Genomic DNA, 22,308 nt, shown 5'->3' on the forward strand with positions numbered 1-22,308 from the left:
ATGAGAATCGACGACCGCACCGCAATGGGGCTGAGCAAGCGCGAGAGCGAGGTCATGGAGTTGATCGCGACCGGTCACTCCAATGGCGAGATCGCCCAGCGGCTGTTCCTGAGCGAGAAGACCGTGAAGAACCACGTGAACCGCATCTACGCCAAGCTCGGGGTGGAGTCGCGGGTCACGGCGATCTGCCGCTGGCGCGGCGAGGCCGAGCCCTCCTCAGGACAGTGACCGGCCGGCTCCGAGCAGAGCGGCGCGCAGTCCGGCGAGCCCGTACTCGAGCTCGTCGGGCTGGACGGACAGGGCGGGGCGCAGCCGCACCGACCGTTCGCCGCAGCGCAGCACCAGGATCGCGTGCTCCTCCCTGAGCCGGGCGACCAGCCCCCCGGGGTCGGGGACGTCGAAGGCGCACATGAGCCCGCGTCCGCGGGCGTTGGCGACCAGGCCGTCGGCCTCCAGTCCCCGCAGGGCGCCCAGCAGCTTCTCGCCCAGGATGGCCGCCCTGGGGATCAGGCCGTCCCGTTCGATGATCTCCAGCAGGCGGCGGGAGCGGACCATGTCGACCAGGCCGCCGCCCCAGGTGGAGTTGATCCTGCCGCTCACCCGGAACACGTTGTCGGGCACGAGGTCCACCCTGCGGCCCGCCATGATGCCGCCGACCTGAACCTTCTTCGCGAAGGCCACGATGTCGGGGGCCAGCCCCAGCTGCTGGTAGGCCCAAGGGGTGCCGGTCAGGCCGACGCCGGTCTGCACCTCGTCCACGACGAACAGGGCCTCGTACTCGTGGCAGAGCGCCTGCATCGCCTGGAGGAACTCGGGGCGCATGTGGTTGTCGCCGCCCTCGCCCTGGATCGGCTCGGCGATGAAGCAGGCGATGTCGTGGCGGAACCGTTCGAACGCCTCTCTGGCCTGCGCCAGCGCGCGCCTCTCGGCCCGTTCGACGTTCCCGAGGTGGATGGCGGGAACGTCGATGCGCGGCCAGCAGAACCGGGGGAACCTGTCGGTCTTGACCGGGTCGGTGTTGGTGAGCGAGAGCGTGTAGCCGCCGCGGCCGTGGAAGGCCCGGGTGAGATGGAGGACGCGGGTGCCGAGGCCGGGGTGGCGGCCGTGGGCCTCATTCCAGCGGCTCTTCCAGTCGAAGGCGCACTTGAGCGCGTTCTCCACGGCCGCCGACCCGCCTTCGACGAAGAACAGGTGCGGCAGTTCGGGGTCGCCGAGCACGCGCCGGAACGTCTCCACGAACTCGGCGAGGTGGACGGTGTACATGTCGGAGTTGGCCGGCTTGTTGGCCGCCACCCGGCCGAGCAGTGCCACGAACTCCGGGTCGCCGGCGAACGGGTTCACCCCGAGCGGTGACGACGCGAAGAACGTGTAGAAGTCCAGATACCTCCGGTCGTCGCGGGCGTCGACCAGCCAGGAGCCCGCGCTTCTGTCCAGGTCGAGCACCAGACGGTAACCGTCGACGAGCAGGTGCCGGGCGAGGGCGTCGTGTACGGCGGTGGGGTCCATTTCGCCTCCGCGTCATACTGGGAAACGAGATGATTCCCTCACACACGGCCATCTATGTGAATAGTTTTCGCTCAGATAGCACCTACGGAGGACATCTTTCAGTCCGTAAGGGTAGGTTCGGCGTCCGAGAAGCTCATCACGGGCGGCCTGCGGGTGAACATCCTCGTCAGCACGAGGAGGTAGACGAGGCCCGCCGCCATCCAGATCAGCCCCACCGTGAACGTGATTCCCGAGAGGCTGGTCCACAACCAGATCGTCAGCGCGAAGCCCACCAGCGGGACCAGGCCGTACCGGACCAGGTCGGCGGCCGACCGGCGCCGCTCGTCGACCAGATAGTGCTTGAGGACCGTGAGGTTCACCATGGAGAAGGCGATGAGCGCGCCGAAGTTGACCATCACGACGGCGTTGTCCAGGCTGATGAACAGCGCGACGAGCGAGACCGCCGACACCACGGCGGTGGCGACGGCCGGAGTGCGGAAGCGCGGGTGCAGCCGGGCGAACGCCGCCCGGGGCAGCACGCCGTCGCGGCCCATGGAGTAGAGGATCCGCGAGACGCTCGCCTGCGTGGCCATGGCCGACCCGAAGGCGCCGACCACGTAGATCCCCACGAAGATCGTCTCGAACGCGGCGCCGCCGAGCGCCGACATGATGTCCACACCCGCCGTGTCGGCGTTGGCGAAGTCGTCGTAGCCGGGGTGGACGAGGCTGCCCATCCACGCGACCAGGACGAACAGCAGGCCGCCGAGGAGTGTGGTGAGCACGATGGCGCGCGGGATCGCCCGGCGGGGCTCCCTCGCCTCCTCCGACAGGGTGGAGACGGCGTCGAACCCGAGGAAGCTCAGCGCCAGGATCGCCGCGCCCGCGAACACGCCCTGCCCCGGGGTGAAGGAGGCGAAGGGCGACGCCGCGGGGTGACCAGCGAGGTGCCTCAGCGACAGCGCGACGAACACCGCGACCAGCACCACCGACAACCCGACGACCAGGACGCTGACCCGGTTCATCACGGTGATGCCGAGGATGTTGAGCACGAGCACCAGCAGCAGCGCCCCCAGAGTGAAGATCCACTGGGGCACCCCGGGGAACTGGCTGTTCAGGTAGATCCCGATGAGCAGGAAGTTGACCATCGGCAGGAACAGGTAGTCCAGCATGAGCGTCCAGCCGGTCATGAAGCCGACGTGGCCGCCGAAGGTCTGCTGGGTGTAGGTGTAGGCGGACCCGGCGGTGGGGTACGCCCTGGCCATCCTGCCGTAGCTGAACGCCGTGAACAGCATGACCACGAGGGCGACCACGTAGGCCGCGGGCAGGTGGCCCTCGGTGACCTGGGTGACGGCTCCGTACGTCGTGAAGACGGCCACCGGGGCGAGATAGGTCAGCCCGAACAAGGTCAGTCCGGGAACGCCGAGGACGCGCTTCAGTCCGGCGGGTTCGGTCATACGCCACTCCTGTGGGCTGGGGGGAAGGTTCTCACGCCGGCCGTCCACGTGCCGAGGACGGCCGTCCGGTCCGCGATGTCATGGGGGTCCGGCCGCCGGACGTCGCGGTCCAGCCAGACCAGGTCGGCCGCCTTTCCCGGGGCCAGAGTGCCGCGCTCGTCCTCGGCGAACGCCTGGTAGGCCACCCCGGCCGTGTAGGCCGACAGCGCCTCCTCGATGCCGATGCGCTCCCCGGGCAGCCAGCCGCCGGACGGCTCGCGCTCGGCGTTCTCCCGCGTCACCGCGACCGGCAGCCCGGCCAGCGGGCGGTGGTCGCTCACCGGCCAGTCGCTGCCGAACGAGACGTGCGCCCCGGCGCGCAGCAGCGAGCCGATGAGGTACTGCCGCCGGGCCCGCTCCGGCCCGATCCTGGGGAAGGTCAGCTTCGTCATCGGGGGGTCGGTGCGCGCCCACAGGGGCTGGAAGTTGGCGATGACGCCGAGCCGGGCGAACCGCGGCAGGTCCTCCTCCGCCAGCACCTGCACGTGGGCGATCACCGGCCTGCGGTCGCGCGGGCCGTTCACCCGGGTCACGTGCTCGATCGCGTCGAGTGCGGTGCGGATGCCGGCGTCGCCGATCGCGTGCAGGTGCGCCTGCAGGCCCATCGCGTCCACCGCCGTCAGAGCTTCGAGCAGGTCGCCGTACGGCCAGACGGGCATGCCCCGGGTGCAGGGATCGTCGCTGTACGGCGTGAGCAGCGACGCCGTGCGGTTCTCCAGGATGCCGTCGACGAAGAACTTCACCGTGTGAGCGGTGAGGCGGTCGTGGCCGAGCGCCCGCACCCTCTGCCGGTCGGCGGCGAACTCGGCGAGCTGCGCACGCCACCGGGCCGGGTCGGCGCGGAAGGCGAGGTTGACCCGGGTCGCCAGCAGTCCCCGGCGGGCCGCCTCCAGGTAGGCCTCGACCGTGCCGTGCTCCACCCACGCGTCCTGGATCCAGGTGACGCCGGCCGCGGCGTACGCGGCGGTGGCCGCGGCGAGCGCGGTGACGACGTCTTCGGTGGTACGGGCGGGGGCGGCGGCGAGGACGGCGTCGACGGCGTCCCACTCGATCATGGTGCCGAGCAGTTCGCCGTCCGCGCGGCGGGCGAAGCGGCCTCGCGGGGTGTCGGGCGTCGAGGCGTCCAGCCCGGCCCGCCGCATGGCCTCGGAGTTGCACCACAACGTGTGGTAGTCCCAGGCCCGCAGCGCGACCGGCCGGTCGGGCACCGCCTCGTCCAGCCAGTGGGCGTCGAACAGGCCGTCCGGGACGATCGTCGCGTCGTAGCCACCGCCGACGATCCATTCGGCGCCGGGGTGGGCGGCGGCGTGGCGGCGCACCTCCTCGACGATCTCCTCGACCGTGCCGAGTCCCCTGACTTGCGGGCCCATCGCCTCGAACCCGGCGTGGTCGGGGTGGCAGTGCCCGTCGCCGAAGGCCGGCAGGAGCATTCCGCCGCCCAGGTCCACGCGTTCGTCGTGGTCGCGGGCCAGGGCGGCGGCTCCGAATGCCTCGATCCGGCCGTGCCGTACGGACAGGGCGTCGGTGGTCGTCCCGGTACCCGTCCAGATCGTGCCGTTTGAGAAGAGGATGCGCGACATGGGCGTCCCCGATAAATCGAATGACGTTCGTTTAGTGGGATGAGGATAGGTTGTCGAGGGGCGAAGCGGAAGGGGGCTGCGGGCCGAATGCGACGGCGGGTGGGACGGCCGGCGACGCCGGTGCTGAGCAGACAGGCCATCGCGCGGGCCGCGCTGGCCCTCGTCGACGAGGCCGGAGCCGATGGCTTCTCCATGGCCGCCCTCGCCGGACGGCTGGGCGTCCGGCCGTCCTCGCTCTACAACCACGTGGCAGGCAAGGACGACATCCTGGCGGCGGTCCGCGAGATCGTCTCCGATGCCATCGACGCCTCGATGTTCGCCGAACTGCCCTGGGACGAGGCGCTGGTGCGGTGGGCCCACGGCTACCGCGACGCGTTCGCCGCGCATCCGCCCGCGATCTCGTTGCTGGCCACGCAGCCGATCACCGGCGCCCTGCGCACGCTGCGGATGTACGAGGAGGTCGTCGCCGGCCTGCGACGCGGGGGCTGGCCCGACGCGATGGTCATCCCCGTGATGGTGGCCGTGGAGTCCTTCATCCTCGGCTCGGCGCTCGACCTGGTGGCGCCGCCCGACATGTTCGACGCCGGGCCGCTGGCCGAGCAGGTCCCGGTCTTCGCGGCCACGGTGCGCGCCCGCGACGAGGCCGCGGCTGCGAACGGACGCCCACCGGCGGACCTGTCCTTCGAGGTCGGACTGGCCGCCATGGTGGACGGACTGCGACGGACGCTCGCAGCCATGGGATGACGATTCGGAACCGTTTGTGTACCTTTGCTTCAGATTCCGTGGCCCTACACGGATTCAACGATCTTTTCTGAGGCAGGGATGATGATCGACCGTACTCGCCTGGCCCGGCTCCTCGACCGCGAGCGCGACGCGTTCCGGGAGCGCAACCCGCGCTCGGCCGCCGCGTACGAGCAGGCGAGAGGCCACCTGTTCGGCGGCGTGCCGATGACGTGGATGAACAAGACGGCGGCGGGCTTCCCGCTCTACCTGGCCGAGGCCCGCGGCGCCCGCGTCACCGACCTGGACGGCCACGAGTACGTCGACCTCTGCCTCGGCGACACGGGCGCGATGGCGGGACACTCGCCCCGGGCCACCGCGGAGGCGGTGGCCGACCGGTTCGGCCGGCTGGGCGGGGCCACGGTCATGATGCCGACCGAGGACGCCGCCTGGGTCGGCGCCGAGCTGGGCCGGCGGTTCGGCCTGCCCTACTGGAGCTTCTCGCTGACGGCCACGGACGCCAACCGGTGGGCGATCCGGCTGGCCAGGGCGATCACCGGCAGGCCCAAGATCCTCGTGAACAGCTACTGCTACCACGGCAGCGTCGACGAGGTGCTGATCGTGGTCGGCCCGGACGGCGAGCAGGTCTCGCGGGAGGGCAACGTCGGCGCGCCGGTCGACCCCACCGTCACCTCGCGCGTCGTCGAGTTCAACGACCTGCCCTCGCTGGAGCGCGAACTGGCCTACGGCGACGTCGCCGCGGTCCTCATGGAGCCCGCCCTCACCAACATCGGGATCGTGCTGCCCGAACCGGGTTACCTGGAGGGCGTGCGGGAGCTGACCCGGCGATACGGCAGCCTGCTGATCAACGACGAGACGCACACCCTCTCGGCGGGCCCGGGCGGCTGCACGAAGGCCTGGGACCTGCACCCCGACATCGTCACGATCGGCAAGGCGATCGGCGGCGGCATCCCCAGCGGCGGGTACGGCCTGTCCGCCGAGGTCGCGGCGCGCATCGAGGCGATGGAAGGCCTCGACCTGGTCGACATGGGCGGCGTCGGCGGCACGCTGGCCGGCAACGCCCTGTCGGTCGCCGCGATGCGCGCGACGCTGGAGCACGTGCTCACCGACGACGCGTTCGCCGCCATGACCGAACTGGCGACCCGCTTCGCCAAGGGCGTCCAGGAGGTGATCGACACGCACGGCCTGCCGTGGTCGGTCACCCAGCTCGGTGCGCGCGCCGAGTATCGATTCGCCAGCCCGGCGCCCCGCAACGGCGGCGAGTCGAACGCGGCCGGCGACCCCGACCTGGACGACTACCTGCACGTCTACCTGGCCAACCGGGGCGTGCTGCTCACGCCGTTCCACAACATGGCGCTGATGTCGCCCGCCACCACCGAGGCCGACGTGGATCTCCACCACGAGGTGTTCGCCGCGGCCGTGGCGGACCTCGTCTCATGACTCTCGACGAGGTCGACAGGGTCCTGCTGCGCGAGCTGCAGCGGGACGGCCGGGCCTCCTACACCGCGCTCGCCGAGGCCACCGGCCTGTCGGCGCCCGCCGTACGGCAACGCGTGCAGCGGCTGCGCGACGAGGGCGTCGTGCAGATCGTCGGCGTGACCGACCCGATGGCGCTGGGCCTGCCGGTCATGGCGCTGATCGGCGTCCGCGTGGACAGCGACGTGCACGAGGTCGCCGACCGGATCAGCGAGCTGTCCGGCGTGATCTACGTGGTGCTCACGGCGGGCTCGTTCGACCTGTTCGCCGAGGTGGTGTGCCGGGAGCCGGCCGAACTTCTCACCGTGCTGAACGACCACGTCAAGCGGGTGCCGGGCGTCACCCGGGCCGAGGCGTTCACCTATTTCGGGATCCACACCCACCGGTTCGCCTGGCCCGGCGTGTGAGGGTTCACAGGGCCCTCAGGAACCGCGCGGCGATGGGCACGGCGGCGCCACGGCCGGTGCCGCCGTGCTCGACGAACACGGCGAAGGCGAGGTCACCCCGATAACCGATGAACCAGGCGTGGTCCTGCCCGCCCTGCCAGTCCTCGGCGGTGCCGGTCTTGCCCGCGACCCCCTGGGGCAGCTCCGACCCGGCGGCGGTCCCGTCGACCGTGACCGCGCCCATCAGCGAACGCAGTCCCTCCGCCACGTTCGACGGCAGGGGCACGCTCTGCGGCAACTCACCCTGCGACGCGTCGTCCGCCAGCGGGCGGGCCGGCCGCCACTCGCCGCTCTCCACGGCGGCGGCGACCAGCGCCATGCACAGCGGGGTCGCCTCGACCGTGCCCTGACCGAAGGAGTCCTCGGCGAGCGCGTCCGGGTTCTCCGGCCGCCGCAGACTGCCGCACGTGCTCGTGCCGGCGCTCTCCCCCGGCACCCCGAAGCCGAACGCCCTGGCCTGGTCGACCAGCGTGTCGCCGCTCAGCCGCTCGATCGTCAGCCGGGCGAACGTGGTGTTGCACGACAGCGCGAACGCCTGCCGCAGCGTCACCGTCCCGTGGCTCTCGTTGCGGTAGTTGGGGATCGACCGGTGCATCGGGATCTGGTAGGCCGCCGGGCAGTCCACCGTGCTGTCCGGGGACAGCCCGTTGCCGAGCAGCGCCGCCGCCGTGATCGTCTTGAACGTCGAGCCGGGGGCGTACTTGCGCTCGAACGCCGCCCGCCCGCCCAGCCGGTCGGCGACCGCGAGGATCTCCCCCGTCGACGACCGCACGGCCACGATGGCGCCGCGCTGCACGCCGTCGAGCGCTCGGGCCGCCGCGGCCTGCGTCGCGTAGTCGATCGTGGTCCGTACGCCGGCCGGCCGCTTGTCCGGCTTGTAGGACAGGACGGTCTTCGTCGGCAGGCCCGGATTGTCTACCTCCAGCGTCCACCCCACGGCCACGCCCGTCGCGGGCGCCACTCCCTGGTTCACCAGGTTCTGGAGGTACGCCTCGGCGCCCGAGTTGCGTGGGAACTCCCGCCCGCTCCTGGTCACCGGCTGCAGCGGTCCCACCTCCGGCGCGGTCCTGACCAGACTGCCGCCCGGCTGGATCTCCGGATGCAGGACGGCCGGCGTCCAGAGCACCTTCCAGGTGAGGTCCCGTACGGCGAGGTGCAGGCTGGAGTCGAAGCGCCAGGTGCCGGCGTCCTGCTCGTCCCGCTCCTGCGTGAACGGGATCTCGGCCGTCTCGTCCCCGGTGCGGACCATGTCGCCGACCGCGATCCGCAGCGAGCGGGACAGAGCGGCGTCCTCGAACGCGCGGTGCTGGTCCGCGAAGTCGCCGGGGGGCTCGTCGACCAGGTCGCGCATGGCGTCGTAGTCGCCCTTGACCCAGGCCTGGAAATAGGCGGCGGCCGTCTCGTCCGGAGAGCCTTCCGGTGAGCCCGCGGGGGACGGCTCGGGAGATGACTCGGGGCGGAGCTGGAGCGTCTGCGGGCCTGCGGGTGCGAGTGTCCCCCGCGGCGCGGCGACGAAGTCCGAGCCCGTCCCCTGCCTGCCGGACACAATGAGTCCGACAACGCCGAAGACGAAGATGGCCGCGGCGACCATGACGAGGGCGAGCAGGGCCCTGTTCCGCATACGGTTCTCATATCACGCGAAAGGAGTCATAGGTGGCAAGGAGCAGAGAACCGTTGCCAGGCCGCTACCCGGTGACCTTCGGCGAGGTGGAGCTCCTGCGTGACCTCGACCGGCCGGACGGCTGGATGTTGATCAGGGACGGCGTCCCCCAGTCGTACGTGGACCTGACCGATCCCACCTATCTGGACTTCTCCTACACCCAGCTCATGGCGAGCGTGATCGATTGCCTGCCCGAAGGCCCGCTCGACGCCGTCCACATCGGTGGCGGGGCCTGCACGATCCCGCGCTACGTCTCCGCCCGGCGGCCCGGTTCCCGGCACATCGTCGCGGAGCCGGACGCCGCGCTGGTCCAACTCGTGCGCGACCAGCTCAGCCTCAAGTCGGTGCCCCGGCTGAAAGTCCGGGTCGTGGACGGCCGCGCTGCGACGGCGGACCTCGGGGACGACTCGGCCGACCTGTTCGTGCTCGACGCGTTCTCGGGCGCGACGATGCCGGTCGAGCTGGCGACCGTCCAGTACATGGCGGAGATCGCGCGCGTACTGCGCCCCTCCGGCACGGCGCTGATCAACGTGGCGGACGGCAAGGGCCTGCCCTTCGTCAAGCGGGTCGCCTCCACGGTGAGCCGCGTCTTCCCCCACGTCGCGCTGCTTGCCGAGCCCGGCATCCTGCGCGGGCGCAGGTTCGGCAACGTCATCCTGGCGGCCTCGCCCGGCGACCTGCCGATCGAGGGACTGACCAGGAAGGCGGCCGGCGGCCTCACGCAGGCCCGGTGCGTGGCGGACGAGGACCTCACCCGGCTGGTCGCGGGGGCCGCTCCCATCCGCGACGGCGACGCCGTCCTCGCCCCCGTCCCCCCGCCCGGCCTGTTCGAGTAGCCGGCGCCTCGTGGAGATCACCCTGGCGAATCGCGCTCTGCTGGGCCGCCTGCTGCCGGGCGTCGACCCAGACGATCTCACCGTCCGCCACGGACAGTTCCATCAGGTGGTGATCGGCCCAGACCGTGTCGTGTGCCTGCCTCGCACCGCAGCTGCGGCCGCCCGGCTGCCGCACAGAGCCGCTGTCCTGCGCCTGCTCGCCGGGCTCGACCTCGGCTTCGCCACGCCTCGGCCGCTGGCGGAGGGCGGCAGGCACGGCGCCGACGAACCGCCGTTTCTCGTTCTCAGCCGCGTGCCCGGAGCCCCGCTGGACGGCGCCGCGCTCGACGATCCCCGGGTGGCCGAGGCCGCGGCGGCGCAGTACGTCACGCTCCTGACCGAGCTGGCCAGGATCGGCGCTGAGGCAGACGGCGCGGGCAAGAAGGTGCGAGCGGCCCTGCCGACGCCCCAGGAGGATCGGTGGCGACGGTTCGCGGCGGACGTCCGCGCCGAACTGTTCGGGCTCATGTCCGGCGAGGGGCGCCACCGAGCCGAGCAGGAACTCGCGGCACTCGACCGCCTTCCTCACATCGCCCACGCGGTGGTGCACGGTGATCTCGGCGCCGAGAACGTCCTGTGGGAGTGCCGCGACGGAGCGCCGGTGCTCACCGCGGTGATCGACTGGGATGAGGTCGCGATCGGTGATCCTGCCCAGGACCTGGCGGCCGTCGACGCCAGCTACGGCACGCGTTTCCTGCATCGGGTGCTCGCGCTGGGCGGCTGGTCGGACAGCACGATGACCACCCGCATCGCCACGATTCGCGCCACCTTCGCCCTGCAGCAGGCCCTGTCCGCGCAGCGGGACGGCGACGACGCACAACTGGCGGACGGCCTGACCGGCTACCGCTGACTCCATCCCGGAGGGTTGGCTGTGGTCACAGCATCCGCCCTCTCGCCTCGTGGTCGTCATCCCCGCACCCGTCTGGTCCGGGCCGGGTGGTAGGTGAAGGACCAACGGTCTGTGCCGACCTTGCGGCGGGTGTAGTGGTCGGGGTGTTGGTAGCGGTCGCGGTTGTGGAACTGGCAGGCCGGGCCCAGCAGCTTGAGGTCGGTCAGGCCGCCGGTGCTCCAGTTGTCGGCGTGGTCGATCTGGCATTTGGTGGCGGGCAGGGGGCAGCCGTCGATCCAGCAGGTGGCGTAGCGGGCGAAGATCGCCCGCCGCTGGGCCGGGGTCGCCAGGCGGACCTTGCGGCCCATGTCCAGCACCTGCCCGTCGGCGTCCATGACCAGGCGCATGAGGGTGGAGGTGCGGGCCAGCCGGTGCACGCCGGCGATGGGCAGCACCTGCCCGGTCGCCAGCAACAACCCCGGCGCCGTCCCCAGCAGTGGACCCAACAGTGGACCCAACACCGTCCCCCACGCCGCGCCCAGCCGCGCCCCCGACAGCCCTCCCGGCAGCCCTCCCGCCGCTGCTCCCGGTGACGCCCCCGGTTCTGGTCCCGGTGACGCCCCCGGCTCTGGTCCCCGCACGCCTCGCGCATGGCGGCAGTCCCCCGCAGGCCGAGGCCCGGCGTGGGTGTGAGAGTCGGAGGTATCTCCGGGAGGATCAGGCGAGTGCCACTCGCCCCACCGTGACTCCCACGAGGGCGTCTCCTGCCGCTGTGGAGTGCTTCCCTGTGACTCCCTCTGCTGTGGCGCGCTCTGCTGAGACTCCCGCCGCTTCGGCGAGCTGCTCTGCTGTGACTCGCCCTGCTGTGACTCGCCCTGCTGTGGCGCGCTGTGCTGTGGCTCTTGCTGCGATTCGCTGCGCTGGCTGCTCTTCGCCTGCGCGCGTCCGGTCGCGTCATCGCCGGACCGCACGTCGCGGGGCCCGGGCTCTTCAGAGGCCTCAGAGGTCTCGGGGTGGTCGGCGCTCGCGGGGTGGCCGGCACTTCCAGCGTGCTCGGGGGCGGTGTCGGTGGAGGTGGGGTCGGTGGGGAGGGATTCGGCGTTGACCAGGACCAGGAGCTCGGCGGCGATCTTCTCCTCCAGCAACGCCATGAACGCATCCGCCTGACGCACCCGCAGCGGCCGGTCATCACCCTCCGCCCTGGGCCTGGCATAAGCGTCCAGCAACGCCTGCAACCGGGCGGCATGCTCACGGGGGAGGTAGAACTCCCCCTCCAGACCGCCGCCCTTGCCCGGGCGGACGCGCAGGAACCGCCGCCCGTAGTCGGCCCGCTCATCGCGGTCTTCACCATCGGGGTCCAGCACCGCCCGCAGATAACGGCCCGCCTTGGCCACCTCCGCCGCACCCGCCCTGCCCGCCAGCTCCAAAAGGATCGGCTCGGCCAAGCCGGCCTGCTCATCCGACAGACCGGCAACCGCCGCGCAGATGGCCTCGGCCACTCCCGCCGCCAATCCTCCGGCGGCGAACATCTCCCGCACCCGGGGCAGGCGGGCCAGCTCGATGCCCAGGGTCAGCAGGCGGCCCGCTCCCGCGACCGTCATCCCGCCGGTGGTGCGCAGCCAGCTGCGGGTGGAGGCATGCCCGTGCCGCTTGGCCTGCCCCGCCCGATGCACCCGCCCCACCCGATCCGCCAACGCCGAGGTGATCCGATCCCGGGCGAACATCAGGTCCTCGGCCTCGGCCAGGCAGATATCCACATCGTCCGGAACCGGCGCCAACGCCAACGCCTGCGCCGACTCACGAACAGAACCCACCAGCACCCACGACGACCGGCCCCGGCGATCACCCGCGCCAGCGGTATCCGCCCCAGAGTCATCGGCGGCACAGCCATCGGCGGCGTCACCGCCCATGCTCTCGGTGTCAGCGGCCACGTCGTTATCCACAGTGTCGTCGCGGGCGAGCGAACCCTCCGTCGACCACAAAGGAGAATCAGCGGTCAGCCGATCCCACCAGCCGTCATCGCCATCTTTCGAACGACGAGGAGGAACAGGATCAGAGTCAAACAGATCCATCACACCTCCTCAGTCGAATTCGAAAACCTGTATTAATTCTTCCAGCCAGCACAAGGGCTCGGCAAGTCGGCAAGCCAATAAGGTGGAATCACAGGCTGAAAGAATTGGGGCGAATTGCCTGGCGCCGGTTCACACCACCCCGGTTCCTCGTGAGCAGCAGGAGGGCATGGACCCCCCCTCCTGCGGGCTCAGGCCGTCACCCGTTGGCTATGTTGATCTCCGAGAAGCTTCGCTATCGGGGCGGACACATCGAGGTTCAGGAGCCGTCGCAGCATGTCCGAGTGGAATGACAAGATCATCGAGGAGTTCCGGGCGAACGGCGGCAAGGTCGGCGGGCCGTTCGAGGGTAAGTCGCTGATCTTGCTGACGACCACGGGCGCCAGAACGGGCGCCGCCCGGACGAACCCCGTCGCGTGCCTGCGTGACGGGGACAGGCTGCTCGTCTTCGCCTCCTACGCGGGGGCTCCGCGCCATCCTGACTGGTATCACAACCTGCTGGCGAATCCCACCGTGACCGTCGAGGCGGGCGACGGGACGGCGATCGAGACGTTCACCGCCACGGCGGTGCCGCTGGCCGGGGAGGAGCGCGACCGCATGTACGCCCGCCAGGCCGAGCTGGTCCCGGTCTTCGCCGACTACCAGGCACGCACCTCCCGCGTCATCCCCGTCGTGGCCCTCTACCCGGCGAGAGAATGAGCGCCTACTGCGGCGATCCGGCCTCGTGGTCGGCCACGATGGCGTCGATGCGCGCGGCGAGCCTGTAGTCGAGGTCGGTCAGACCGCCGGCGTCGTGGGTGGTCAGCGCCAGGTGCAGGGTCCGCCACCGGATGTCGATGTCGGGATGGTGGTTCAGCGCCTCGGCCTGTTCGGCGATGTCGTTCACGATCGCGATGGCCGTACGGAAGTCTCGGGCGACCACGGTCCTGCGGATCGTGTCCCCCTCGCGGCGCCATTCGGAAGCCTCGTACATGAGATCAGGACATCACGAAACACCGCCGATTGTGTAGATTCGCCCGCGTGGATGAACGGGTGGATGAGCTGCGGCGTGAGCTGTGCGAGTACGGCCGTCGGGCGGCGGCCCTCGGCCTGGTCATCGGCACATCGGGGAACCTGAGCGCCCGGGACGGTGATCTGGTCGCCGTCACACCTTCCGGCGTGGCGCTCGACCGGCTGCGCCCGGAGGACTGCCCCGTGGTCGACCTCGGAGGGCGGGTCGTGGACGGGGAGCGCAAGCCGTCCTCGGAGACCCCGATGCATCTCGCGCTGTACAAGGCGACCGATGCCCGCGCGGTGGTGCACACCCACTCGGTTTTCGCGACCGTGGTCGCCTCGACCATGACCGAGCTGCCGCCGATCCACTACAACGCCCTGTTGCTCGGCGGCGCCGTCCGGGTCGCCGCGTACGCGACGTACGGCACGCCCGAGCTGGCGGACAACGTGATCGCCGCGATCAGGGACAGGCAGGCCGCCCTGATGGCCAGCCACGGCGCGGTGACGATCGGCGGCGGCCTGGAGCAGGCGTTCGAGGCGACGCGCCTGCTGGAGTGGCTGTGCGAGGTCTACGTCCGCGCTCTCGGCGTGGGCCGGCCCTCGGTGCTCACCGAGGACCAGCTCACCGCCGTCATCGAACGCGCCCTCAACGGCTGACGAAACCGGCTAACCCAGCACGACCTTCCTGGCGAGGCCCAGCGGAAGCCCGCCGGAGCCCGCGATCGTGTCGTGGAAGGTCCGCAGGTCGCCGGGGTAGTCGGCCCTGATCCGCTCGATCTCCAGGGCCCCCGTGAGGTACGAGGGCGCCTGGGTGGGCCAGGCGCAGTAGCGGCTGACCTCACCGGCGGCGGTGCCCGGCGACAGCGACGCCTTCGTGGTGAGGAACTCCTCCGCCTGCTCGATCGACATGTCGTCGCAGTGCAGCGCGGTGTCGACCACGATCCGGGCGGCCCGCCAGATGCGGCAGTCGAGGTGGGCGAGCTCGGTCTCGGGCGTGTCGAAGTAGCCCTGCTCGTGCATGAGCTTCTCGACGTAGAGCCCCCAGCCCTCCACGAAGTAGGGCGTACGGAAGATCTTGCGGGCGCGGTGCGGGTTGCCGGCCATCCAGGACAGGTGCCAGTGGTGGCCGGGGTAGGCCTCGTGCACGCTGATCGACGGCATCTGGGGGCGCGAGTTGGTCCGCAGCCGCTGCCGCACCTGCTCCTCGGTGAAGCCGTCCGGCGTGTACGGCACGAAGAAGACGCCGTCCCGCGAGGACGACAGCGGCGGCGGGGCGAGGTAGCTGGCCACGGCGATGATGGGCCGCTGGAACTCCGGCGACGGCTCGACCCGGCACACCTCCCCCTCGGGGAAGGTCACCAGTCCGCGCTCGCGGACGAACTCGCGCGCCCGCAGCGTCTCGGCCTCGTACTCGGCGCGCATCGCCTCCAGGGTCGGCGGGTGGTCGTCCATGAGCGACTCCATCGCCTCCCGCCAGCTGCCGGAGCCGAGGCGGGCGGCGACCTCGGTCATCCGCGTGTCCAGCTCGGCCCAGGCCTGGCGGCCCTTCTCGTGCAGTTCCGCCGCGCCGTACCCGAGCATCTCCTGCTCGCGCAGCAGCGCGGAGTAGAGCTCCTCGCCCATCCGCCAGGTGCCGCGGGCCTCGAAGCCCTCCAGGAAGCGCACCAGCCCGTCGAACGCGTCGGCCGCGGGCTCGGCGGCCGCGGCCAGCCGCGCCCGCAGGTCCGGGTCGCCGACCAGCGCGGGCAGCGTCTCGGTCAGGAAGCGGCGTCCCGTACGGGCCTGGTCGAGGCCGCGCTTGACCAGCAGGTCGGCGGCGAGATCGGGGTCCAGGTTGGCCTGGCAGGCGGCGAGCACGGCGGGCACCTCGGCCAGCCGCGCGACGGCGGCGTCGACCAGCTCGGCCTCCGGCTTGAGGCGCTGCTGGAACGGCGTGAACATCGACCCGAAGATCACCCCGAGGTAGGCGGCCGGTTCGCGCCGCCACTCGGGCCAGCGGGCCTGCGCGATCTGCCCGCGCAGATGCGCGGCGACCAGGTCCCTGTCGATCTCGTCTTCGGGGCTCTCGGGCGTCGCCTCCGACAGCTTGCGCAGCCATTCCTCGGCCGCCCGCTCCCGTGCGGTGAAGGCGGCGGCGCTGAGGTCGCCCAGCGTGCGGTCGTATCCGTCGGCCCCGAGGAGGGCCGCCCTGACCGGGTTCTCGGCCAGGTACCAGTCGATGAACTCGTCCACCAGCGTCATAGCGCCCGACTCTATCCGCGACACTTGTGTGGAAGCCCCCAGATAAGGAGCGATTGGTGCCCCTGCAGATCACCGGCGCCCCCAGCGACCCCGACCTGATCCGCCTGCCGTGGGACGTCCCCCTGGAGGAGTGGCCCGTCCACCACCTGGTGACGCTGCCCCGCGGCATCTCCCGGCACGTGGTGCGCTTCGCCCGGCTCAGCGGCCGGGTGTACGCGATCAAGGAGATCAGCACGCGGTACGCCAAGCGGGAGTACCAGCTGCTGTGGGACCTGGCACGGCACGACGCGCCCGCCGTCGAGCCGGTCGCCGTCGTCACCGGGCGGACCGCCCCGGACGGCTCCGAACTGGACTCCGCCCTGATCACGCGGCACCTGCAGTTCTCGCTGCCGTACCGCGCGGTGCTGTCGGGCTCGGTGCGGCCCGACACGCTGACCCGCCTGCTCGACGCGCTCGCGGTCCTGCTCGTACGGCTCCACCTGACCGGCTTCTACTGGGGCGACTGCTCGCTGTCGAACACGCTGTTCCGCCGGGACGCCGGGGCTTTCGCGGCCTACCTGGTCGACGCCGAGACCGGCGAGCTCCATCCGGCGATCAGCGAGGGCCAGCGGTCACACGACATCGACGTGGCGCACGTCAACATCTACGGCGAGATGCTCGACCTGGAGGCGGGCGGCCTGCTCCACCCGACCATCGACCCGCTGGCCTTCGCCGAGCAGCTCGTCGAGCGCTACCACCGGCTGTGGGACGAGCTGACCGAGGACGAGATCATCGAGGAGGTCGACTGGCACCGGGTGGACCAGCGCGTACGGCGGCTCAACTCCCTCGGCTTCGACGTCGCCGAGATGATGGTGCGCCGCAAGGCGGGCACCTCCCGGCTGATCGTCCGGCCCAAGGTCGTGGACGCCGGGCACCACCAGCGCCGTCTGCTGCGCCTGACCGGCCTCGACGTGGAGGAGAACCAGGCCAGGCGGCTGCTCAACGACCTCGACTCGTTCCGGGTGTCGAACGGGCTGCGGCACGAGGACGAGGCGATCGTGGCCCACCGCTGGCTGGCCGAGGTGTTCCAGCCGGTGGTGAACGCCACCCCCGCCGATCTACGGCGCAAGCTGGAGCCGGCCCAGCTCTTCCACGAGGTGCTCGACCATCGCTGGTACATGTCGGAGGCCGCCGGCAAGGACGTCGGCCTGGAGGCGGCGGTGCGGTCCTACGTGGACAACGTCCTGGTGCACAAGCCCGACGAGAAGGCCGTCATCGTCACGTCCGATCCCCTGTCCCCGTGAGCGATTCCAGATAGCGGGCGGCGTCCGGGATCCGGTCCTCGCCGAAGACGCGGACGCCGTTCAGCTCCAGCAGCGCGGTCGTAACGCCCTGCCCGGGGGTGGTCCTCCCCCGGTGGCCGCCGTCGTAGATCCGCAGCGACCCGCACGACGGGCTGCCCTCCTTGAGGATCGCGATCCGTACGCCGAAGGACCGGGCGACGGCGAGGGCCTGCTGCGCGCCGGACAGGAACGCGGGGGTCACGTCGTCGCCCTCCGGCGTCAGGATGCGCGCCGCGCCCGCCAGGACGGCCGCGCCGCCCGCGCCGCCCTCGATCTCGGCGGGCGGCCGGGGGATGGGCAGCCCGCCCTCGACCTCGGGACAGAACCGCACCAGCCGCCCCTCCGCGCGCCAGCGGGCCAGCAGTTCGTCGTCGCTCGTCTTCGCCTCGCCGTCGTACCTCACCCTGCTGCCGAGCAGGCAGGCGCTGACCAGAATGCGTTCCACGCCTCCCATTCTGGCCGCCGCACCGGGGTGGGTGCGCCATCCCCGGCGACATGAGGAAATTTCACGAAAATCGGGATTACCATTCCGAGAGGAAGAATTCTTATTCTTCCGGACTAATCCGTTTATCCGAGTCGTTTTCGGCTCGGGAAGCCCGTTCACCTGCTCCTCTAGTGTTGGCCGCGCTGTATCGGCGAGGCGAGGAGTTACGGGTTGATCGGGATAGAGGACTGCCTCTCCGAGGCCATGTCGATCCCGGGGGCGCTCGGCGCCATTCTCGTGGACCACACCAGCGGCATGGCCGTCGCCGGAAAGGGGATCCCCGATCCCGGGCGGGCGGCCGCGGGGCTCAGCGAGGCGTACCGCGCCACGCTCGACGGCATCGCGCTGGCGTCCCAGGAGACGGGCTTCCGGATCGAGGACGTGATCGTCACCACGGGCACGGCGTACCACCTGGTGCGGCCCATGGAGATGATGTTCGACGGTCCGCTGCTGTTGTGCCTGCGCCTGGACGTGGAGCGGTCGAACCTCGCCCTGGCCCGGCGGCGGCTGCGCACGATCACCGACGAGCTGGTCGCCTCCTGATGGGAGCCTGACCGGTGGCCGCTCCGACTCTCGACGCCGTGCTCACCGGCCTCGCCCAGGACGAGGCCACCGGCTCACTGCGGGTGGGCAAGGAGGGCACGGTCTACTACGACCACGGCCGGGTGTCGTACGTGGAGTGCGCGGCCACGCCCGGCGTGGAGGGCCTGCTCGGCGCGTCGGGCCGGATCAGCGCGAACGGGGTCCGGCACGCGCGGCAGGAGGCCGGTCCCGGCGGCGACGGCGGCGCGCTGCTCGTGGACCGAGGGGTGCTCAGCCGGGGCGAGCTGGAGTTCTGCGTGCTGTCCGCCACACTCGACGCGGCGTTCTTCCTGGTCGGGTCGTCGAAGACGGTGAGGACCAGGTTCAGGGAGGGCGAGGCCCACTGGCTCGGGGTCCACTGGTTCTTCGACGTGCCGGGGCTGCTGCGCGAGTGCGCCAGGCGCCGGGCCCGCCTCGAGCGAGCCTGGCCGTCGGCCGAGATGGACGCGCGGCCGGTGACGCCCCTGCGGCGGATCCCCGGCTCGCACGCGCTGCTCACCCGGCTGCAGTGGGAGCTGCTGCTCGCCGCCGACTCCACCGCCACGCCGGTCGAGCTCGCCCGCCGCCTCGGGCGCCCGGCCTACTCCACGCTGCTGGCCGTACGGGAGCTCGCGGCGGCCGGCCTGGTGGTGACGGCCGAGACCGCGGCGCTGCCCAAGCGCACGCCCAAACCGCCGGCCCCCCGGGAGGAGCCCCAGCGGACCGGCTCGGGGCTACCGCAGGTGAACGCCGACGCGACCGACGTGAACCTGCTGCTCAGACTGCGTGACGCGCTGGAGGCGCTGTAGTGATCGGGTGGCTCAAGCGGGCCGGAAGGGGTGTCTCGGTGGATCTGCGCCACGACGTACACGAGGAACTGGTCGTCCTGCGCGAACGGGCGCCCGAGATCACCGGAGCGCTCACCTGCACGGTCGACGGCATGCTCGTGACCACGGACCTGGCCGCCGACACCGAGCAGACCGCGGCGCTCACGTCGGCGCTGCTGTCGCTGAGCCGGAAGATGACCGAGCTCGCCAGGATCGGGCGGCTGGAGGAGACGCTGATCTCCGGCACCCAGGGGCACACCGCGTGCTACGCCGCGGGCCCCACGCTCGTCCTCACCGTTCTCGCGGGTCAGGGAGCCAATCTCGGCCTGCTCCGGATCGAGGGACGCAGGGCGGCGAACAAGATCGCCGCCATCGTCGAACGCGGATGACAACCCAGGACAGGAGAAGAGACATGGCGAACATGGACGTCTCGCTGAAGGAGATGCTGACCATCGACGGCGCGGTCGGCGCGGCGGTGGCCGACTACGGGAGCGGGATGGCGCTGGGCACGCTCGGCGGCTCCAAGGACCTCGACCTCCAGGTGGCCGCCGCGGCCAACACCGAGGTGGTCAAGGCCAAGCTCCGCGCGATGGACGCGCTCAAGCTCAACGACGGGATCGAGGACATCCTCATCACGCTGGGCACGCAGTATCACATCATCCGGCCGCTCACCGGCCGCGGCGGCAAGGGCTTGTTCCTCTACCTCGCCCTCGACCGCAACCGGGCCAACCTCGCGATGGCCCGGCACCAGCTCCGCGCGATCGAGGACAAGCTCGAGATCTGAAGCCCTGTCAGCCCCGCCCGGTCAGTTCCGTGATCGCCTCCGCGATGACCGGCCAGAGCGGGCGGGGCAGGTCGTGGCCCATCCCCGGGAAGGTCAGCAGCTTCGCGCCGGGGATGGCGTCCGCGGTCGCGGTCCCGCCTTCGAGCGTGATCAGCGGGTCGTCCTCGCCGTGGATCACCAGCGCCGGCGCCGAGAGCCCGCGCAGCCCCTCCGTACGGTCCCCCGACCTCCGGATCGCGATGAACTGCCGGGTGGTGCCCGCGGGGTCGAAGGCCCGGTCGTAGGCCTCGGCGGCCACCCGGGTGACGCGCTCGACGTCCATCTCGTAGCCGGGAGAGCCGATGACCCGCGCGGTCTCGACGGCGCGGGCGAGCGCCTCCTCGCGGTCCTGCGGGGCGGGCGCCGTCAGCGCCGCCATGGCCTCCTCGGTCGCACGCCCCACCCGGGGCCCGGGCGTGGACATGATCGAGGTCAGCGTGCGCACCCGGGCGGGGTGGCGGATGGCGAGAGTCTGCGCGATCATGCCGCCCATCGACGCGCCCACCACGTGGGCGCTCTCCCAGCCCAGCACGTCCATCAGGCCGGCCGTGTCGTCGGCCATGTCGTCCAGCGTGTACGACGCCGGGGGCGTGGAGTCGTCCGCCGGGGTGAAGTGGGTGGACAGGCCCACGTCCCGGTTGTCGAACCGGACGACCCGGTGGCCCGACTCCACCAGCAGCCCGATCAGCTCCTCCGGCCAGCTGATCATCTGTGCCCCGAGCCCCATGATGAGGACGACGGGGCGTCCTCCGGGCTCGCCGAACACCTCGTAGCAGATCTCGATACCGTTCGCCGTCGCACGCATGCGAGCAGAATTACATTCGGTTTGCCCTGCCGCAAGCGATGCATGACCGGATATGTACGGTTGTGTGGTGTGGTGTCGCAAATGACTCGCCGACGGCGGATACTCGTCCTTCTCATCTGCTGCATGAGCCTGCTGATCGTGTCGCTCGACAACACGATCGTCAACGTCGCCCTGCCGGCGCTCGGACGCGACCTGCACGCGCCGGTCTCCGGCCTGCAGTGGACGGTGGACGCCTACACGCTGACGCTCGCGAGCCTGCTCATGCTCGCCGGGTCGACGGCAGACCGGGTGGGCCGCCGCCGCACGTTCCAGACCGGCCTGGTGATCTTCACGGTCGCGTCGCTGCTGTGCAGCCTCGCCCCGAGCCTGGGCTGGCTGGTGGCCGCCCGGATCCTCCAGGCAGTGGGCGGCTCGATGCTCAACCCGGTGGCCATGTCGATCATCACGAACACGTTCACCGACCGCAGGGAGCGCGCGCAGGCCATCGGCGTGTGGGGCGGCGTGGTCGGCGTCAGCATGGCGCTCGGACCGGTGGCCGGCGGCCTGCTCACCGACACGGTGGACTGGCGGGCGATCTTCTGGATCAACGTGCCCATCGGCCTGCTCGCGCTGTTCCTGACCTGGCGGTACGTCCCCGAGTCCAAGGCGCCCTCGGCCCGGAGGCTCGACCCCGTCGGGCAGGTGCTGGTCATCGTCCTGCTCGGCACGCTCACGTACGGGATCATCGAGGGCCCGGCCGCGGGCGCCGCCGTGAGCGCGGCCTGCTTCGCCGTCGCGGCGGCGGCCCTCGCCGCGCTGGTCGTCTGCGAACTGCGCAGGCCGGAACCGCTCATCGACATGCGCTTCTTCCGCAGCGCGCCGTTCTCCGGCGCGGCCGTCATGGCGGTGTCGGGGTTCGCCGGCCTGGGGGCCTTCCTGTTCCTCAACACGCTCTACCTGCAGAGCAATCGCGGGCTGTCCGCCCTCGCCGCGGGGTTGTGCACGCTGCCGGTCGCGGTGATCACGATGATCGTGGGGCCGCTTTCCGGCCGGCTCGTCGGCACCCGCGGCCCGCGCTTTCCGCTCGTCGTCGCGGGCGTGTGCCTGACGGCCGCCGGGACGCTGCTGTCCCTGGTGACCCTCACCACGCCCCTCCCCCTGCTGCTCGGGATCTACGCGGTCTTCGGCGTCGGGTTCGGCATGCTCAACCCCCCGATCACCAACACGGCGGTCTCCGGGATGCCGCTCGCGCAGGCGGGGGTGGCCGCGGCGGTCGCCTCGACCAGCAGGCAGGTCGGCCAGTCCCTCGGCGTGGCCATCGCGGGGTCCATGGTCTCCGGCGCCGTCTCCGGTGCGAACGCCGCGTTCGTCCCGGCCGCGCACGCGGCATTCCGCGTCAACGCGCTGTACGGGCTGATCGTGCTGTCGGTCGCCCTGGCGACGACCGGCCGCTGGGCCAGGCGTACGGCGGAGCTCACCGCCGCCCGGCTGTCGGAGAATCCGCAGGTCACTCTGTCACAAGGGTGAAACCAGCCCTAAGTAGGCGTTTAAAGGTCATACCTGGCGAAAGACTCTCTATCGGACATAAAACCGACCGAGCGAGGAGAGACACCTTGAGC

The 22,308-nt window shown here is 71.2% G+C and carries 23 protein-coding genes; 14 read left to right on the top strand and 9 right to left on the bottom strand.

Annotation, left to right across the window (positions count from 1 at the left end; genetic code table 11):
* Positions 1 to 228: a helix-turn-helix domain-containing protein gene (locus ACWEQG_RS34110; protein WP_363472777.1), complete on the top strand. Its 228-nt coding sequence runs from the start codon at positions 1 to 3 to the stop codon at positions 226 to 228.
* On the opposite strand, the gene lat is transcribed toward ACWEQG_RS34110, so the two are convergent.
* The 3 genes from lat to ACWEQG_RS34125 form a co-directional block, all read right to left on the bottom strand.
* Positions 217 to 1,506: an L-lysine 6-transaminase gene (gene lat / locus ACWEQG_RS34115; RefSeq protein WP_452291132.1), complete on the bottom strand. Its 1,290-nt coding sequence runs from the start codon at positions 1,504 to 1,506 to the stop codon at positions 217 to 219. The genes ACWEQG_RS34110 and lat overlap by 12 nt on opposite strands.
* A gap of 98 nt (positions 1,507 to 1,604) precedes the next feature.
* Complete coding sequence (locus ACWEQG_RS34120; protein ID WP_452291134.1) at positions 1,605 to 2,939, bottom strand: APC family permease; 1,335 nt, start codon at positions 2,937 to 2,939, stop codon at positions 1,605 to 1,607.
* On the bottom strand, positions 2,936 to 4,558 hold the full coding sequence (locus ACWEQG_RS34125) for an amidohydrolase (RefSeq protein WP_452291136.1): 1,623 nt from the start codon (positions 4,556 to 4,558) through the stop codon (positions 2,936 to 2,938). Before ACWEQG_RS34125 ends, ACWEQG_RS34120 begins: the two co-directional genes overlap by 4 nt.
* An 87-nt stretch (positions 4,559 to 4,645) precedes the next feature.
* On the opposite strand from ACWEQG_RS34125, the gene ACWEQG_RS34130 reads away from it, so the two are divergent.
* The 3 genes from ACWEQG_RS34130 to ACWEQG_RS34140 all read left to right on the top strand — a co-directional run bounded on the left by ACWEQG_RS34130 (position 4,646) and on the right by ACWEQG_RS34140 (position 7,182).
* Positions 4,646 to 5,302 (top strand): TetR/AcrR family transcriptional regulator, encoded by a 657-nt coding sequence (locus ACWEQG_RS34130; RefSeq protein WP_452291138.1) that lies wholly within the window; start codon positions 4,646 to 4,648, stop codon positions 5,300 to 5,302.
* A gap of 81 nt (positions 5,303 to 5,383) precedes the next feature.
* The gene (locus ACWEQG_RS34135) at positions 5,384 to 6,739 is read left to right on the top strand and encodes a transaminase (RefSeq protein ID WP_452291140.1); all 1,356 of its coding nucleotides are present in this window, start codon (positions 5,384 to 5,386) and stop codon (positions 6,737 to 6,739) included.
* Positions 6,736 to 7,182, top strand: coding sequence for an Lrp/AsnC family transcriptional regulator (locus ACWEQG_RS34140; protein ID WP_169986619.1), 447 nt, complete (start codon positions 6,736 to 6,738; stop codon positions 7,180 to 7,182). Before ACWEQG_RS34135 ends, ACWEQG_RS34140 begins: the two co-directional genes overlap by 4 nt.
* A 4-nt stretch (positions 7,183 to 7,186) precedes the next feature.
* On the opposite strand, the gene ACWEQG_RS34145 is transcribed toward ACWEQG_RS34140, so the two are convergent.
* Complete coding sequence (locus tag ACWEQG_RS34145; protein WP_452291141.1) at positions 7,187 to 8,842, bottom strand: penicillin-binding transpeptidase domain-containing protein; 1,656 nt, start codon at positions 8,840 to 8,842, stop codon at positions 7,187 to 7,189.
* A 32-nt stretch (positions 8,843 to 8,874) separates the two neighbouring features.
* Between ACWEQG_RS34145 and ACWEQG_RS34150 the strand changes: the two genes are divergently transcribed.
* Positions 8,875 to 9,717, top strand: a complete 843-nt coding sequence (locus ACWEQG_RS34150) for a spermidine synthase (RefSeq protein ID WP_363472787.1) — start codon at positions 8,875 to 8,877, stop codon at positions 9,715 to 9,717.
* Between the two features lie 10 nt (positions 9,718 to 9,727).
* Positions 9,728 to 10,606, top strand: coding sequence for a phosphotransferase family protein (locus tag ACWEQG_RS34155; RefSeq protein ID WP_452291143.1), 879 nt, complete (start codon positions 9,728 to 9,730; stop codon positions 10,604 to 10,606).
* Positions 10,607 to 10,662: 56 nt separating this feature from the next.
* Here the strand turns inward: ACWEQG_RS34155 and ACWEQG_RS34160 are convergent, their stop codons facing one another.
* Positions 10,663 to 12,399 carry a DUF222 domain-containing protein gene (locus ACWEQG_RS34160; protein WP_452291145.1) on the bottom strand — a complete coding sequence of 579 codons (1,737 nt, stop codon included), beginning with the start codon at positions 12,397 to 12,399 and terminating at the stop codon, positions 10,663 to 10,665.
* A gap of 531 nt (positions 12,400 to 12,930) precedes the next feature.
* Here ACWEQG_RS34160 and ACWEQG_RS34165 point away from each other — a divergent pair.
* Positions 12,931 to 13,353, top strand: a complete 423-nt coding sequence (locus ACWEQG_RS34165; RefSeq protein ID WP_452291147.1) for a nitroreductase family deazaflavin-dependent oxidoreductase — start codon at positions 12,931 to 12,933, stop codon at positions 13,351 to 13,353.
* A gap of 4 nt (positions 13,354 to 13,357) precedes the next feature.
* Here ACWEQG_RS34165 and ACWEQG_RS34170 read toward each other — a convergent pair whose 3' ends face one another.
* Positions 13,358 to 13,627: a 4a-hydroxytetrahydrobiopterin dehydratase gene (locus tag ACWEQG_RS34170; RefSeq protein ID WP_452291149.1), complete on the bottom strand. Its 270-nt coding sequence runs from the start codon at positions 13,625 to 13,627 to the stop codon at positions 13,358 to 13,360.
* A 47-nt stretch (positions 13,628 to 13,674) separates the two neighbouring features.
* On the opposite strand from ACWEQG_RS34170, the gene ACWEQG_RS34175 reads away from it, so the two are divergent.
* Entirely contained in the window at positions 13,675 to 14,304 is a 630-nt protein-coding gene (locus ACWEQG_RS34175) for a class II aldolase/adducin family protein (RefSeq protein WP_452291151.1), read from the top strand.
* A gap of 9 nt (positions 14,305 to 14,313) precedes the next feature.
* On the opposite strand, the gene ACWEQG_RS34180 is transcribed toward ACWEQG_RS34175, so the two are convergent.
* A complete protein-coding gene (locus ACWEQG_RS34180; RefSeq protein WP_452291153.1) occupies positions 14,314 to 15,888 on the bottom strand; it encodes a DUF885 domain-containing protein in 1,575 nt (524 codons plus the stop codon).
* A gap of 56 nt (positions 15,889 to 15,944) precedes the next feature.
* Between ACWEQG_RS34180 and ACWEQG_RS34185 the strand changes: the two genes are divergently transcribed.
* Entirely contained in the window at positions 15,945 to 17,171 is a 1,227-nt protein-coding gene (locus tag ACWEQG_RS34185) for a DUF4032 domain-containing protein (protein WP_363467209.1), read from the top strand.
* Here the strand turns inward: ACWEQG_RS34185 and ACWEQG_RS34190 are convergent.
* A complete protein-coding gene (locus ACWEQG_RS34190) occupies positions 17,146 to 17,655 on the bottom strand; it encodes a DUF523 domain-containing protein (RefSeq protein WP_452291154.1) in 510 nt (169 codons plus the stop codon). The two genes, ACWEQG_RS34185 and ACWEQG_RS34190, sit on opposite strands and share 26 nt — an antisense overlap.
* Before the next feature lie 210 nt (positions 17,656 to 17,865).
* On the opposite strand from ACWEQG_RS34190, the gene ACWEQG_RS34195 reads away from it, so the two are divergent.
* Genes ACWEQG_RS34195 through ACWEQG_RS34210 form a run of 4 tightly spaced genes read left to right on the top strand, consistent with a single transcriptional unit; the run spans position 17,866 to position 19,866 of the window.
* Positions 17,866 to 18,237: a roadblock/LC7 domain-containing protein gene (locus tag ACWEQG_RS34195; RefSeq protein ID WP_363467215.1), complete on the top strand. Its 372-nt coding sequence runs from the start codon at positions 17,866 to 17,868 to the stop codon at positions 18,235 to 18,237.
* A 14-nt stretch (positions 18,238 to 18,251) separates the two neighbouring features.
* Positions 18,252 to 19,064, top strand: a complete 813-nt coding sequence (locus ACWEQG_RS34200) for a MarR family transcriptional regulator (protein ID WP_452291156.1) — start codon at positions 18,252 to 18,254, stop codon at positions 19,062 to 19,064.
* Between the two features lie 38 nt (positions 19,065 to 19,102).
* Entirely contained in the window at positions 19,103 to 19,471 is a 369-nt protein-coding gene (locus ACWEQG_RS34205; protein WP_452291158.1) for a roadblock/LC7 domain-containing protein, read from the top strand.
* Between the two features lie 23 nt (positions 19,472 to 19,494).
* Positions 19,495 to 19,866, top strand: a complete 372-nt coding sequence (locus ACWEQG_RS34210) for a hypothetical protein (RefSeq protein ID WP_363467219.1) — start codon at positions 19,495 to 19,497, stop codon at positions 19,864 to 19,866.
* A 7-nt stretch (positions 19,867 to 19,873) separates the two neighbouring features.
* Here ACWEQG_RS34210 and ACWEQG_RS34215 read toward each other — a convergent pair whose 3' ends face one another.
* Positions 19,874 to 20,710, bottom strand: a complete 837-nt coding sequence (locus ACWEQG_RS34215) for an alpha/beta fold hydrolase (RefSeq protein WP_363467222.1) — start codon at positions 20,708 to 20,710, stop codon at positions 19,874 to 19,876.
* Positions 20,711 to 20,833: 123 nt separating this feature from the next.
* Between ACWEQG_RS34215 and ACWEQG_RS34220 the strand changes: the two genes are divergently transcribed.
* Positions 20,834 to 22,216 (top strand): MFS transporter, encoded by a 1,383-nt coding sequence (locus tag ACWEQG_RS34220; RefSeq protein ID WP_452291160.1) that lies wholly within the window; start codon positions 20,834 to 20,836, stop codon positions 22,214 to 22,216.
* The last annotated feature ends 92 nt before the right edge of the window (positions 22,217 to 22,308 follow it).

Source organism: Microbispora sp. NPDC004025, from assembly GCF_053604425.1.

Coding starts and splice junctions, on each gene's coding strand:
- ACWEQG_RS34210 (WP_363467219.1), top strand. CDS start 19,495: ATGGCGAACATGGACGTCTCGCTGAAGGAGATGCTGACCATCGACGGC.
- ACWEQG_RS34130 (WP_452291138.1), top strand. CDS start 4,646: ATGCGACGGCGGGTGGGACGGCCGGCGACGCCGGTGCTGAGCAGACAG.
- ACWEQG_RS34170 (WP_452291149.1), bottom strand. CDS start 13,627: ATGTACGAGGCTTCCGAATGGCGCCGCGAGGGGGACACGATCCGCAGG.
- ACWEQG_RS34140 (WP_169986619.1), top strand. CDS start 6,736: ATGACTCTCGACGAGGTCGACAGGGTCCTGCTGCGCGAGCTGCAGCGG.
- lat (WP_452291132.1), bottom strand. CDS start 1,506: ATGGACCCCACCGCCGTACACGACGCCCTCGCCCGGCACCTGCTCGTC.
- ACWEQG_RS34165 (WP_452291147.1), top strand. CDS start 12,931: ATGTCCGAGTGGAATGACAAGATCATCGAGGAGTTCCGGGCGAACGGC.
- ACWEQG_RS34120 (WP_452291134.1), bottom strand. CDS start 2,939: ATGACCGAACCCGCCGGACTGAAGCGCGTCCTCGGCGTTCCCGGACTG.
- ACWEQG_RS34110 (WP_363472777.1), top strand. CDS start 1: ATGAGAATCGACGACCGCACCGCAATGGGGCTGAGCAAGCGCGAGAGC.
- ACWEQG_RS34135 (WP_452291140.1), top strand. CDS start 5,384: ATGATCGACCGTACTCGCCTGGCCCGGCTCCTCGACCGCGAGCGCGAC.
- ACWEQG_RS34180 (WP_452291153.1), bottom strand. CDS start 15,888: ATGACGCTGGTGGACGAGTTCATCGACTGGTACCTGGCCGAGAACCCG.
- ACWEQG_RS34215 (WP_363467222.1), bottom strand. CDS start 20,710: ATGCGTGCGACGGCGAACGGTATCGAGATCTGCTACGAGGTGTTCGGC.
- ACWEQG_RS34220 (WP_452291160.1), top strand. CDS start 20,834: ATGAGCCTGCTGATCGTGTCGCTCGACAACACGATCGTCAACGTCGCC.
- ACWEQG_RS34125 (WP_452291136.1), bottom strand. CDS start 4,558: ATGTCGCGCATCCTCTTCTCAAACGGCACGATCTGGACGGGTACCGGG.
- ACWEQG_RS34145 (WP_452291141.1), bottom strand. CDS start 8,842: ATGCGGAACAGGGCCCTGCTCGCCCTCGTCATGGTCGCCGCGGCCATC.